General features: G+C 68.5%; 14 protein-coding genes. 7 read left to right on the forward strand and 7 right to left on the reverse strand.

Going from position 1 to position 12,118, the window contains the following annotated elements:
- Nucleotides 1-57: 57 nt before the first annotated feature.
- The 3 genes from OHU74_RS13145 to OHU74_RS13155 form a co-directional block, all read right to left on the reverse strand.
- Nucleotides 58-444: a hypothetical protein gene (locus OHU74_RS13145; RefSeq protein WP_371616065.1), complete on the reverse strand. Its 387-nt coding sequence runs from the start codon at nt 442-444 to the stop codon at nt 58-60.
- 107 nt (nt 445-551) lie between these two features.
- On the reverse strand, nt 552-1,283 hold the full coding sequence (gene rph / locus OHU74_RS13150; RefSeq protein WP_330296581.1) for a ribonuclease PH: 732 nt from the start codon (nt 1,281-1,283) through the stop codon (nt 552-554).
- Between the two features lie 142 nt (nt 1,284-1,425).
- On the reverse strand, nt 1,426-1,773 hold the full coding sequence (locus OHU74_RS13155; protein ID WP_371616066.1) for a glucose PTS transporter subunit EIIB: 348 nt from the start codon (nt 1,771-1,773) through the stop codon (nt 1,426-1,428).
- A 165-nt stretch (nt 1,774-1,938) separates the two neighbouring features.
- On the opposite strand from OHU74_RS13155, the gene OHU74_RS13160 reads away from it, so the two are divergent.
- The 5 genes from OHU74_RS13160 (at nt 1,939) to OHU74_RS13180 (ending at nt 8,768) form a co-directional block, all read left to right on the forward strand.
- The gene (locus OHU74_RS13160; protein WP_371616067.1) at nt 1,939-3,240 is read left to right on the forward strand and encodes a PTS transporter subunit EIIC; all 1,302 of its coding nucleotides are present in this window, start codon (nt 1,939-1,941) and stop codon (nt 3,238-3,240) included.
- Nucleotides 3,241-3,586: 346 nt separating this feature from the next.
- A complete protein-coding gene (locus OHU74_RS13165) occupies nt 3,587-4,855 on the forward strand; it encodes a PTS transporter subunit EIIC (RefSeq protein ID WP_371616068.1) in 1,269 nt (422 codons plus the stop codon).
- A gap of 214 nt (nt 4,856-5,069) precedes the next feature.
- Nucleotides 5,070-5,255, forward strand: a complete 186-nt coding sequence (locus OHU74_RS13170) for a hypothetical protein (protein ID WP_371616069.1) — start codon at nt 5,070-5,072, stop codon at nt 5,253-5,255.
- A gap of 73 nt (nt 5,256-5,328) precedes the next feature.
- Nucleotides 5,329-7,449 (forward strand): peptidase domain-containing ABC transporter, encoded by a 2,121-nt coding sequence (locus OHU74_RS13175; RefSeq protein WP_371616070.1) that lies wholly within the window; start codon nt 5,329-5,331, stop codon nt 7,447-7,449.
- Entirely contained in the window at nt 7,446-8,768 is a 1,323-nt protein-coding gene (locus tag OHU74_RS13180; protein ID WP_371616071.1) for a glycosyltransferase, read from the forward strand. The genes OHU74_RS13175 and OHU74_RS13180 overlap by 4 nt, the downstream gene beginning before the upstream one ends.
- Here the strand turns inward: OHU74_RS13180 and OHU74_RS13185 are convergent.
- On the reverse strand, nt 8,756-9,508 hold the full coding sequence (locus OHU74_RS13185) for an MBL fold metallo-hydrolase (protein WP_371616072.1): 753 nt from the start codon (nt 9,506-9,508) through the stop codon (nt 8,756-8,758). The two genes, OHU74_RS13180 and OHU74_RS13185, sit on opposite strands and share 13 nt — an antisense overlap.
- Before the next feature lie 217 nt (nt 9,509-9,725).
- Here OHU74_RS13185 and OHU74_RS13190 point away from each other — a divergent pair, with 217 nt between their 5' ends.
- Together OHU74_RS13190 and OHU74_RS13195 are read left to right on the forward strand one after the other, a co-directional pair.
- A complete protein-coding gene (locus tag OHU74_RS13190) occupies nt 9,726-10,136 on the forward strand; it encodes a hypothetical protein (RefSeq protein WP_371616073.1) in 411 nt (136 codons plus the stop codon).
- 44 nt (nt 10,137-10,180) lie between these two features.
- Nucleotides 10,181-10,468: a DUF488 domain-containing protein gene (locus tag OHU74_RS13195; RefSeq protein WP_371616074.1), complete on the forward strand. Its 288-nt coding sequence runs from the start codon at nt 10,181-10,183 to the stop codon at nt 10,466-10,468.
- A gap of 186 nt (nt 10,469-10,654) precedes the next feature.
- Here OHU74_RS13195 and OHU74_RS13200 read toward each other — a convergent pair whose 3' ends face one another.
- The 3 genes from OHU74_RS13200 to OHU74_RS13210 form a co-directional block, all read right to left on the reverse strand.
- The gene (locus OHU74_RS13200) at nt 10,655-11,605 is read right to left on the reverse strand and encodes a PLP-dependent cysteine synthase family protein (RefSeq protein ID WP_371616075.1); all 951 of its coding nucleotides are present in this window, start codon (nt 11,603-11,605) and stop codon (nt 10,655-10,657) included.
- A complete protein-coding gene (locus OHU74_RS13205) occupies nt 11,605-11,892 on the reverse strand; it encodes a MoaD/ThiS family protein (protein ID WP_371616076.1) in 288 nt (95 codons plus the stop codon). Before OHU74_RS13205 ends, OHU74_RS13200 begins: the two co-directional genes overlap by 1 nt.
- A 99-nt stretch (nt 11,893-11,991) precedes the next feature.
- Entirely contained in the window at nt 11,992-12,099 is a 108-nt protein-coding gene (locus OHU74_RS13210; RefSeq protein ID WP_311736929.1) for a putative leader peptide, read from the reverse strand.
- Nucleotides 12,100-12,118: the final 19 nt, after the last annotated feature.

Genomic DNA, 12,118 nt, shown 5'->3' on the forward strand with positions numbered 1-12,118 from the left:
GGGCGGGCTGGGTCGGTACCGGCCGTCCCAGCTCCTCCGCCCGAGCCGGAGCGAGGGTCAGCCCGGCGTGCAGACCTTCGAGATCTCCTTCGCCGCGTCCGCGACCGGCGTGATGTCCGGGGTGGAGTTGCCGTTCTGCAGGGAGGTGCGGACGTTCGAGACGGCCGTGTTCATCGAGGTGATGGCCTTGCTCAGGTCGGCGTTGTCCGTCTGGTCGCCGACCTTCTTGAGGTTCGCCTCGATCTGGTTGAGCGCGTTCTGGGCGTCCTGCGGGCTGTTGCCGGCCTGCGAGACGGCCTGCTGGAGGTCGTTGGCGCCGTCCGTGATGGCGACCGCCGTGTTCGCGCAGTCCATCGCCGTCGAGATCGCGTCGCAGGAGGTGATCGCGGGTATGGCGAGGGCCGCCGTCAGGGCGACGACTGCCAGGCGGTGCTTCGGCTTCACTTGGACCCCCAGGAGATTCGGATGCGTGGACGGGCGCACGGTTTTGACACCGTGCGCCCGTACTTCAAGGGACGCGCGCGGGCGACGTCCGGTTGCTGGCGAAGCCTCTAGAGCGTGAGTTCCAGGGCGCTCAGCTGCAGGGCCTGGAGGTCGACGCAGCCGCCGGCGGCCAGGTCGAGGAGGGCGTTGAGTTCCTTGCGGTCGAAGGGCTCGGCCTCGGCCGTGCCCTGGACCTCGACGAAGCGGCCGTCGCCGGTGCAGACCACGTTCATGTCGGTCTCGGCCCGCACGTCCTCCTCGTAGCAGAGGTCGAGGAGCGGTTCGCCGTCGACGATGCCCACGCTGACGGCGGCGACGGTGCCGGTCAGGGGCTTGCGGCCGGCCTTGATGAGCTTCTTGCCCTGGCCCCAGGAGATCGCGTCGGCCAGGGCCACGTAGGCCCCGGTGATGGCGGCGGTACGGGTGCCGCCGTCGGCCTGGAGGACGTCGCAGTCCAGGACGATGGTGTTCTCGCCCAGCGCCTTGTAGTCGATGACGGCGCGCAGCGAACGGCCGATCAGGCGGGAGATCTCGTGGGTGCGGCCGCCGATCTTGCCGCGGACGGATTCGCGGTCGCCGCGCGTGTTGGTGGCGCGGGGAAGCATCGAGTACTCGGAGGTGACCCAGCCTTCGCCGCTGCCCTTGCGCCAGCGCGGGACGCCTTCGGTGAAGGAGGCGGTGCAGAAGACCTTGGTGTCGCCGAAGGAGACGAGGACGGAGCCCTCTGCGTGCTTGCTCCATCCGCGTTCGATGGTGACCGGGCGGAGCTGATCGGGCGTACGGCCGTCGATACGAGACATGGCACCGAGCCTAGTCGGTGCGAGGGTGCGAAAAGACCCCGTCCGGGTGCGTCCGGTCGGGGTCTCGTCGTACGCGGGAGCGTGCGCGGAAGCGTGCGCGGAAGCGTGCGCGCACGCGTGTGTGCGAGCCGGTGGGCTCAGCTCACATCATGTCTTCGATGTCGGCGGCGATCGGGTCGGCGTCGGTGCCGATGACGACCTGGATCGCGGTGCCCATCTTGACGACGCCGTGGGCGCCGGCGGCCTTCAGCGCGGCCTCGTCGACCTTGCTCGGGTCGATGACCTCGGTGCGCAGGCGGGTGATGCAGCCCTCGACCTCTTCGATGTTCTCGATACCGCCGAGCCCGGCGACGATCTTCTCAGCCTTGGTGGCCATGTGTTTCTCCCTGAGTTTTACGAAGAACGAGTCTCGGCGGCCACCGTTGCCTGTGGGCCGGCGAATGGTGCGGCTGACCTGCCAGCGTGGGTCCGCTTTGTCACGGTAGCCCACGATTGGCCCATCTACGCGAGCGCATGCCCGCCATCTGCCGAATGATGACGATCAGCATCAACCTGCCCTGAGGGCGGGTGAAATGCGATCGCACCACAAGTGGTCTACACCAGTGTGCCGCACGTGGGGCGGCTGCCAAAAACGGGCCGGTCAGGGAGGACGCGGATGAGCGCGAGCAGCGCCGCAGCAGTGCCACAGCAGAAGTGGTGGAACGGCTTGTTCCAAGGGCTGCAGAAGATGGGCCGGAGCCTCCAGCTGCCGATCGCCGTACTGCCCGCGGCCGGCATCTTGAACCGGCTGGGCCAGGACGACGTGTTCGGCAAGGACGGCCTGGGCTGGACGGACGTCGCCAAGGTCATGGCGGCCGCGGGCGGAGCCCTGCTCAATGCCGACATCGGCCTTCCGCTGCTCTTCTGCATCGGCGTCGCGATCGGCCTGGCCAAGAAGGCGGACGGCTCGACCGCCCTCGCGGCGGTGGTCGGCTTCCTCGTCTACCGGAGCGTGCTGCACGCCTTCCCCAAGTCCTGCCCGGAGGGCACCAAGGACATCAAGGGCGCCTGCCTGGGGGCGGGCGACGCCCTCGTCCAGTACACCTACCAGAACCCGGGAGTGTTCGGCGGCATCGTCATGGGCTGGCTGGCCGCCTGGTTCTGGGTGCGCTTCCACCGGGTCAAGCTGGTCGACTGGCTCGGCTTCTTCAACGGCCGCCGCCTGGTCCCGATCATCATGACCTTCGTGGCGATCGTGTTCGCCGTGCTCTGCCTGTGGATCTGGCCGCCGATCGGCGACGCGCTGGAGAGCTTCTCGGACTGGCTGGTGGGCCTGGGCTCGGTGGGCGCCGGCATCTTCGGCCTCGCGAACCGCGCCCTGCTGGTGATCGGCCTGCACCAGTTCCTGAACGTGCCGGTGTGGTTCCAGTTCGGCAGCTACACCAAGCCGGACGGGCAGACCGTGCACGGTGACATCCCGATGTTCCTGGCGGGCGACCCGAACGCCGGTCAGTTCCTCTCCGGCTTCTTCCCGATCATGATGTTCGCCCTGCCGGCGGCGGCGCTGGCGATCACGCACTGCGCGAAGCCGGCGCGGCGCAAGGAGGTCGGCGGCCTGATGCTGTCGGTCGGCCTGACCTCCTTCATCACCGGCATCACCGAGCCGCTGGAGTACTCCTTCCTCTTCCTGGCGCCGGCGCTGTACGCGGTGCACGCGGTGATGACGGGCGTGTCGATGGCGGTGACCTGGGCGTTGGGAGTGAAGGACGGCTTCACCTTCTCCGCGGGCCTGATCGACTACGTCATCAACTGGGGGCTGGCGACGAAGCCCTGGATGATCATTCCGATCGGGCTCTGCTTCGCGGTCGTCTACTACGCGATCTTCCGCTTCGCGATCACCAAGTGGGACATCAAGACTCCCGGCCGGGAGTCGGACGAGGAGATCGCGGCGATGGAAGCGGAGAACACCAAGGCGTGAGCGGCTGGCCACCGGCTTCCAGAGCGCCGGCCCGCAGCGAAAGACCCCTCCGGGGCGGCCGAAAACCCCCCTCGCGAACGCCATACGCCCTGCTCGGGGCGCCCATATGAGAGCCAAAGGCCTTCGGACCCTCAGGGTCCGAAGGCCTTTGCGTTGTATGCCCGGATGTGTCTTCCCCCACGGAATTGGTGGGTTCCTTACGCGGACCTCACCGTGCTACAACTGGTCTACACCACTGAGTGGTGTAGACCACGTAGGCCTTTCGGCCCCGCGGTCCCCCGTTCCGAGACGCCGCCAAACCCCCTTTTCCATGCCTTGGCAGCGCCTTGTCCACTGGAGGAAGACCATGTCCACAGCTACCGCTGCGGAAAGCAAGAAGGGCGCTGGCGTGATGGCCGTCATGCAGCGCATCGGCCGGAGCCTCATGCTCCCCGTCGCGGTGCTGCCGGCCGGCGCACTCCTGCTGCGCCTGGGCGCGGGCGACATGCTCGGGAAGGACACCTTCCCGGCCTTCGTGAACAAGATCGCCGGCTACATGGCCGCCGGTGGTGGCGCGATCCTCGACAACATGGCGCTGCTGTTCGCCGTCGGCATCGCGATCGGCTTCGCCAAGAAGTCGGACGGTTCGACCGCCCTCGCGGCCGTCACCGGTTACCTGGTCTTCCAGAAGGTGCTCGCCACCTTCACCGACAGCAACCTGCCGAAGGTCGAGAAGGTCGTCGACCACAAGGTCGCCCTGGTCGACGCGACCGTCAACGCCGGTGTGCTCGGCGGCGTCGTGATGGGTGTCATCACCGCCCTGCTGTACCAGAAGTTCTACCGGACCAAGCTGCCCGACTGGGCGGGCTTCTTCGGTGGCCGCCGCCTGGTCCCGATCCTCTCCGCCTTCGCGGGTCTGGTCGCCGGCATCGTCTTCGGTCTCATCTGGCCGGTCCTCGGCACCGGTCTGCACAACTTCGGTGAGTGGCTGACCGGATCCGGCGCCGTCGGCGCGGGCATCTTCGGTGTCGCCAACCGCGCACTGATCCCGATCGGCATGCACCACCTGCTGAACTCCTTCCCGTGGTTCCAGGCCGGCTCCTTCGACACCCCGACCGGCGCCGTCCACGGCGACATCAGCCGCTTCCTCGCGGGTGACCCCACCGCCGGACAGTTCATGACCGGCTTCTTCCCGATCATGATGTTCGCCCTCCCGGCGGCCTGCCTCGCGATCGTCCACTGCGCCCGCCCCGAGCGCCGCAAGGTCGTCGGCGGCATGATGTTCTCCCTCGCGCTCACCGCCTTCGTGACCGGCGTGACCGAGCCCATCGAGTTCACCTTCATGTTCATCGCCCCGGTCCTCTACGCGATCCACGCGGTCCTGACCGGTGTCTCCCTGGCGCTCACCTGGGCCCTGGGCATGCGGGACGGCTTCGGCTTCTCCGCCGGTGCGGTCGACTTCGTGCTCAACCTCGGCATCGCGAACAACCCGTGGGGCCTGGCCGGCATCGGCCTCTGCTTCGCGGTCGTCTACTACTTCGTCTTCCGCTTCGCCATCACCAAGTGGAACCTGCCGACGCCGGGCCGCGAGTCCGACGAGGAGCTCGCCGAGCTGCTCAAGGCGGAGGCCAAGTAGGAAACGCCTCAACGCAATTCCGAGGGTGTGCACACCGGATCCGGTGTGCACACCCTTTGGCGTGCCCTTTTGTTTCCCCCCGTGATTGCTCGAATCAGACGCTTCAGCCAGGGATTGCATCAAGATCATCCGGTGTCGTAGGGTGATTCTCGGGCCCAAGCATTGACCACGCACCATTCGAGGGGAAACCATGAGTTTGTCGAGCCTTCGCAGCATGAACTTCGCCCAGCTGACCGACGAAGAGGCCTCTGCCGCCTCCGGCGCCGGTAATCCCAGCCGCGCACAGTGCGCCGCCATTTACCTGCAGTCGTTCAACCCGATGCCGTGTGGCGGCTCCCCGACCGACTACTACAAGCTCTGGAAGTCGCTCGGCTGCGACAAGCTGTACGGCCGTCCCTAATCGTGGACAAGGGTGCCTGCCTTCTCGCGACGAGAGGGCAGGCACCCGCTTTTTCGGGGGAGGTTCACCGCTGGTGAAATGGCAGAGATATCACACGCATCAAGACGGGGAGACCGACTGCGGACCCGCAAGCGTGCGCACCGTACTGCGCAGGCACGGCGTCTTCATCGACCAAGCCATCCTCCGGGAGTCGGTCGGACTCGGCGACGAGGGGTCGAGCCTCCTCCAGCTCCGCGGAGTACTGGCCGGATACGACATCGACACGGAGCTCTTGAGGCTCGACACCCCCGCGCTCGCGACCGCGGTCCGTGTCGCGGGTCCCGCCATCGTCCTCCTCGACGATGACGGCTTCCGTCATTTCGTCGTCGTCCACGGAGTCGACGCCCAAGGAAACTTCCAGGTCAGCGACCCGCTCTTCCACCGCGTGAGCACCATCCCCGCGGCGTTGATGGAGCAGCTGCGACGCCCGGAGACCCTGGTCACCGAGCGGCCTCCCGCCCATGGTCTCGCGCGGGCCGCGTGGACCGGGCGATTCGGATCGTCCACCCTCCTGCGGCAGGCCGCTGCCGCCCACAAGCGCGCGCTCCTCGCCATACTGGCGGCCACCGTCGTCGTTTCCACGCTGGCGCTGGCGATCAGCCTGTTCGTCCAGCTGGCGGTGGACGAGGTGGTGAAGGGGTCCGCACCCGGCGCACTGGCCTTGCTGTCCCTGTCCTTCCTGACCGTGGCGCTCGCCGCCACCGGCCTCCAGTACACCCGCGGGCGGCTGGTCGTCACGCTGAGCCAACGACTGCAACGCCAGCTCTCCCATACGTACGTCTCGAAGCTCTTCCGCCTCCCCTGGTCCTTCTTCCGCACCCGGAGGACAGGAGATCTGGCCGGGCGCCTGGACGACGTCCAGGAGATACAGGCACTGGTGACGAGCACCACGATCGGCGCGACCGTGGACCTCTTCGTCGTCCTCACCGTCGGCGGCTACCTGCTCTACGTCGAACCGGTCTTCTTTCTCCTGCTCCTCGGGCCGGCGGCGGTGAACGTGGGAAGTTCCCTGATCCTTTACCCGTCGATACGCGAAGCCGCGGAAGAGTCCCTGCAGAGGGACGCCACGTTGAAGTCCGAGGCCGTGAACCTGATCCGCGGGGTCAGTGAGATCCAGGCGTACGGAAGGCGCGACTATGCTATCGGTCGAATATCGGGTCTCCTGGATCGCAGAATCGCTGCAGAACAACGGCTCGGCCGACTGGAAAACACCAACCTTGTCATAAAACTGGGCACCCAGTCCCTGTCGACCATCCTCATTACATGGCTCGCCCTGACGTTCATGAATTCCGGCTCGCTCACCGTCGGGCAGGTTTTCGGATATCTGACCATGGCCGGATATTTTCTCGGCGCAATGGAATCAATGGCGTCCCTGCAAGTGACCCTCCAAAGAACATCGGCGGCACTCGGACGGTACCGGGACATCTCGCTCCAGCGCGATGATGAAAGACTCGACCGGCCCGAGCGGGAAATGCCGGACGCGGAGAGGTCCGAGTGCGACATCGACCTCGAACGCCTTTCCTTCAAGCCTTCCCGCAGGGAGGACTTCATCCTGCGGGAGCTCAGCCTGCACATCCCCTTCGGCAGCAGCGTGCTGATCCACGGAGCCAACGGAGCGGGCAAGAGCACGCTCCTGCGCTTCATGTCGGGTTTGCAGGACGACTACACCGGTACGGTGCGCCTCGGCGGGGTCGAGGTCAGGGAACTGCCCGACAGCGCCTTGCGCCGCAGGATCCTCTACGTCCCCGAGGCTCCCACCGTCCTGACCGCGGCACTGCGTGAGAACCTCGCGTTCGGCGGGTCCCACACTGACGACGAGATCTTCGCGGCCTGCCGCATCGCCTGCTTCGACGATGTCCTGCGCACGCTCCCGCAAGGACTGGACACCGCGCTGCGCGAGGACGGCACCGAGCTGTCGCGAGGCGAGCTGCAACGGATGTCGCTCGCCCGCGCCGTCCTCCACAACCCCGACGTCTTCCTCTTCGACGAGAGCTTCGGCGGCATCGACGACAAGACGTTCGCGCAGATCTGGGCCAACCTGGCGGGCCTGGCGGCCACCAAGATCGTCGTGGCTCATGGAGCGGTCCGCGATGCCTCGTTCGACCAGCGCGTCGCCCTGGGCGCGTCTTCCCTCACCTACGGAGAACTCGTATGAACTTGGGCGAGGTGCTGGAACAGCTGGCACTTTCCGGGCCGTCACCGCTCGCCGCCGACGCGTCCCTCGTGATGGCCCTGAGTCCCGACCTGGCAGAGGTCACGGTTCCGTTCTCTTCGTGGGCCGAACTGCTCGGCGCCTACTCCGCCTTCACCGCGCTGCCGGTCACGGCCGCCGTTCTCACCCGGAACGAAGAGGATCAGATCCGCGCCTGTCTGCGCTCACTGTCGGCGGACGCCGATCACGTGCTCCTCGTCGACACGGGATCCACCGACCGTACGGTCTCCCGGGCACGCGAGGCCGTACCCGGGGTCGAGATCGTCGAATCGCACTGGCGGGACGACTTCGCGTACCACCGCAATCTGGCACTGACGCGGGACGAGCAGGGGTGGACCCTCTTCGTCGACGCCGACGAAACGATCGCCACCTCCGACAGGGGAAATCTGCGGCGCGCCCTGCGCGTGCTGGACTACCTCGCACCGGAAGCCGAATTCGTCGCCTCACCCACGATCGTGGACGCGGACGGCCGCGCCTACACCGACAACCACCGGGTCCTGCGCCGTGGCACCTCCTTCGCCTTCCGGGGACGCATCCACGAACGGCCCTACGACCATGAGGGCATGACGCCGCCGCGCGCCTACCTCCATGTCCGTCTCGATCACACCGGCTACACCCCGCAGGAGATGGCCCGAAAGGACAAGGTGCGGCGCAATGGGCGACTTCTCGAACTGTGCCGGGAAGCCGAACCCGACAACCCCAAGTGGCTGTACTACCTGGTGCGCGACACCATGGACCTGGACTCCGTCCCCGCCGATCACCTGAGGCGTCTCTACGAGGAACTGGCCTCGGCCGTGGACCGCGCCCGCACCGCGGGGGCCGGCGACTACGCCACGGAGCGCCTGACAGACACCTCGGCGCTGCTGTGCGAGCTGGCGCTGCGATTCGGCGGCGCCGAGGAGATACAGCTCCAGGCAGGAATCCTCGACGCGGCGGGCAGGAAGGTCGAGGCGGCCTTCTACACCAGCCTCATGGACGCCGGCCGCCTGCTGGGACGGCTGTCCTCCCTGGTCGACGGCATCGATGCGGTCCGTACCCGGGAGACGCCGGACAATCGCCATCTGATGGGCAGGCTGTACGAGCTGCAAGCAACCCTGGCCCTGGCCTGCGGCCGGTACGGCGACTTCGGTCCCGCACTCACAGCCGCCGAGGAACGTGGGGCGGGCCGGGGGCTGGAGCCGGACCTGGAGCAGCTCCGGCTCCTGCTCGCCGCGACCGCCGGCACCCTGGGTCCGTCGACGCACCCAGGTCAGATCTCGTAGACCGCGCCCGCGTACGCCAGGTCCACCGGGCCGTCGTAGACCGCGCGGGCGTCGGCCAGGTTCTGCTGGGCGTCCGTCCACGGCGGGATGTGTGTCAGGACCAGGCGGCCCACCCGGCCGCCGCGGGCGAACTCGCCGGCCTCGCGGCCGTTGAGGTGGAGGTCCGGGATGTCCTCCTTGCCGTGCGTGAAGGAGGCCTCGCACAGGAAGAGGTCGGTGCCCTCGGTGAGCAGCCCCAGCTCGGGGCAGGCGCCGGTGTCACCGGAGTACGTGAGCGAGCGGCCGCCGTGCTCGATGCGGATCCCGAAGGACTCGACCGGGTGGCAGACCTTCTCGGTGCGGACCTGGAACGGGCCGATCTCGAAGCTGCCGGACTTCAGGGTCCGGAACTCGAAGACCTCGCTCATGGAGCGCTCGTCGGGGACGTCCTCGTAGGCCGTGGACAGCCGCTTCTCGGTGCCCTCGGGGCCGTAGACGGGGATGGTGCCGCAGCGGCCGCCCTCGTGCCGGTAGAAGCGGGCGACGAAGTACGCGCACATGTCGATGCAGTGGTCGGCGTGCAGATGGCTCAGGAAGATCGCGTCGAGGTCGTAGAGCCCGATGTGCCGCTGGAGCTCGCCGAGGGCACCGTTGCCCATGTCGAGGAGCAGCCGGAAGCCGTCGGCCTCGACGAGGTAGCTCGAACAGGCCGATTCCGCGGACGGGAACGAACCCGAACAGCCGACGACGGTGAGCTTCATGGAGCGTGAACCTCCGTGGACGGTCCGTGGACGGAATGCGGGCCGTGCGTGGGTCGAGCGTAAGGCGCGAAACCTCCCGTCGCTCCTCCGCGGCGGGCCGTTGTGGGGGGAATCACCTGTGCTGTCACCCGGGGGAGCGACGGGGCGGATGCGGGTTGCCGCCCGGGGGTGCCGTCGCTGCCGTGCCGCGGTGTCCCCACACGGCTACGGTCGGAGTATGGACACGTCCTGGTGGCCGGCGGCCGCCGCGGTGGTGGCCGTGATCCTGCTGGTGCTGATACCCCGGCGGGCGCGGCGGCCCGCGGAGCCGCCGCACGGACCGGGTCCGCCGCCCCGGCCGGAGGCCGGAGAGCTGTGGACCCTGGCGGACGGACGGCGCTGCCTGGTGCTGGGCGTACGGGGCCACCGGGCGCGGATCGCGCGGATCACCGGGAAGTACGACGACCGGAGCGCCGGGGTGATTCCGCTGCCGCCGGGGGTGGTGGGGTCGCGGGGGGCGTTCGTGGAGGCGGAGCGGGTGCTGGAGGTGTCGGTATGGGAGTTCAAGCGGGCGCGGCCGCTGGGCACGGTGGATCCCGCGGTGTGGGACGAGCTGAAGGGGCTCGGGGGGCTGGGGTCGTCCGACTGAAGCGGGTCTACGATCCCCCCGAGCCGGAGGTGGACGGGGTCCGGGTGCTCGTGGACCGGCTGTGGCCGCGGGGGCTGTCGAAGGAGGCCGCGGGCGTCGACGACTGGGCGAGGGCTGTCGCCCCGTCCACGGAGCTGCGGAAGTGGTTTCACGGGGGTGGGTCCGTGGAGGAGTTCCGGGAGCGGTATGCGGTGGAGTTGGCCTCGGAGGGGGCCGTGGCCGAGCTTGCGCGGCTGCGGGGCCTTGCGGTGGGCGGGCCGGTGACGCTGCTGACCGCGGTCAAGGATCCGGGGGCCAGCCATGCGGGGGTGCTGGCCGCACTGTTGGCCTGACCTGGGCTGGGCCGGGCCGCCGCTGCCCCGCTGCGGGTGGGCCGCTGCGCGGGGCTTGTCCCCTACCCGCCCTTCCACCGTTCCCCGGGCGCTGCCCGGACCCGGGAGGACCCGGGGCTCCGCCCCGGACCCCGCGCCTCAAACGCCGGCGGGGCTGAAATTGCCAGCCCCGTCGGCACAGAAGGGCTACGCCCAGAGCTGGCCCTGGAGGACCTCGATGGCTTCCTCGGTCGTGGCGGCCGTGTAGACGCCTGTCGAGAGGTACTTCCAGCCGCCGTCGGCCACGACGAAGACGATGTCGGCCGTTTCGCCCGCCGCCACCGCCTTGCGGCCGACGCCGATCGCCGCGTGCAGGGCCGCGCCGGTGGAGACGCCGGCGAAGATGCCCTCCTGCTGGAGGAGCTCGCGGGTGCGGGTCACCGCGTCCGCCGAGCCCACCGAGAAGCGGGTCGTCAGGACCGAGGGGTCGTACAGCTCGGGGACGAAGCCCTCGTCGAGGTTGCGCAGGCCGTAGACGAGGTCGTCGTAGCGGGGTTCCGCGGCCACGATCTTGACGCCCGGCACGTGCTCGCGCAGGTAGCGGCCGACGCCCATCAGGGTGCCCGTCGTGCCGAGGCCCGCGACGAAGTGGGTGATGGAGGGGAGGTCCGCGAGGATCTCCGGGCCGGTCGTGGCGTAGTGGGCGCCCGCGTTGTCGGGGTTGCCGTACTGGTAGAGCATCACCCAGTCCGGGTGCTCCGCCGCCAGTTCCTTCGCGACGCGGACGGCCGTGTTCGAGCCGCCCGCCGCCGGCGAAGGGATGATCTCGGCTCCCCACATGGCCAGCAGGTCCCGCCGCTCCTGCGAGGTGTTCTCCGGCATCACGCACACGATCCGGTAGCCCTTGAGCTTCGCCGCCATCGCCAGGGAGATGCCGGTGTTGCCGGAGGTGGGCTCCAGGATCGTGCAGCCGGGGAACAGCCGGCCGTCCTTCTCGGCCTGCTCGACCATGTGGAGCGCCGGGCGGTCCTTGATCGAGCCGGTCGGGTTGCGGTCCTCCAGCTTCGCCCAGATGCGGACGTCGTCCGAGGGCGAGAGCCGGGGCAGGCGTACGAGCGGCGTATTGCCGACCGCGGCCAGTGGGGAGTCGTAGCGCATTACTTCGATCCGCCGGCTACGGCCGGGAGGATGGTGACGTTGTCGCCGTCCTTGAGCGCGGTGGAGATGCCGTCGAGGAAGCGGACGTCCTCGTCGTTGAGGTAGACGTTGACGAAGCGGCGCAGTTCGCTGCCCTTCGCCTCGTCGACGATGCGCTCCCGGATGCCCTTGTGGCGGGTCTCCAGGTCGGAGAACAGCTCGGACAGGGTCGCGCCCTCACCCGAGACGGCCTTCTCGCCGCCGGTGTAGGTACGGAGGATGGTGGGGATGCGGACCTCGATGGCCATGGCAGGCTCCAGTCAGGGTGATGAGGGAAGAAGGAAGGCGGAGGGGTCGTGCGGCGCGCGGGCGTGAGCGCACGGGCCCCGGCACGGGGGCTTCCGGGCTCAGGCAGCCGGACAGATGGCGCTGGCGAGGCGGCACAGGTCGACGTGCAGCCGCGCCACAAGCAGCAGCCTGCCGGGCGTCTCGATGCTCACGTCGTGGGAAACCATGCGGTCATGTTAACGATTC

It is taken from the genome of Streptomyces sp. NBC_00454 (genome assembly GCF_041434015.1).
Taxonomy (GTDB): Bacteria; Actinomycetota; Actinomycetes; order Streptomycetales; family Streptomycetaceae; genus Streptomyces.

Coding starts and splice junctions, on each gene's coding strand:
- rph (WP_330296581.1), bottom strand. CDS start 1,283: ATGTCTCGTATCGACGGCCGTACGCCCGATCAGCTCCGCCCGGTCACC.
- OHU74_RS13160 (WP_371616067.1), top strand. CDS start 1,939: ATGAGCGCGAGCAGCGCCGCAGCAGTGCCACAGCAGAAGTGGTGGAAC.
- OHU74_RS13165 (WP_371616068.1), top strand. CDS start 3,587: ATGTCCACAGCTACCGCTGCGGAAAGCAAGAAGGGCGCTGGCGTGATG.
- OHU74_RS13170 (WP_371616069.1), top strand. CDS start 5,070: ATGAACTTCGCCCAGCTGACCGACGAAGAGGCCTCTGCCGCCTCCGGC.
- OHU74_RS13180 (WP_371616071.1), top strand. CDS start 7,446: ATGAACTTGGGCGAGGTGCTGGAACAGCTGGCACTTTCCGGGCCGTCA.
- OHU74_RS13185 (WP_371616072.1), bottom strand. CDS start 9,508: ATGAAGCTCACCGTCGTCGGCTGTTCGGGTTCGTTCCCGTCCGCGGAA.
- OHU74_RS13190 (WP_371616073.1), top strand. CDS start 9,726: ATGGACACGTCCTGGTGGCCGGCGGCCGCCGCGGTGGTGGCCGTGATC.
- OHU74_RS13200 (WP_371616075.1), bottom strand. CDS start 11,605: ATGCGCTACGACTCCCCACTGGCCGCGGTCGGCAATACGCCGCTCGTA.
- OHU74_RS13205 (WP_371616076.1), bottom strand. CDS start 11,892: ATGGCCATCGAGGTCCGCATCCCCACCATCCTCCGTACCTACACCGGC.
- OHU74_RS13210 (WP_311736929.1), bottom strand. CDS start 12,099: ATGGTTTCCCACGACGTGAGCATCGAGACGCCCGGCAGGCTGCTGCTT.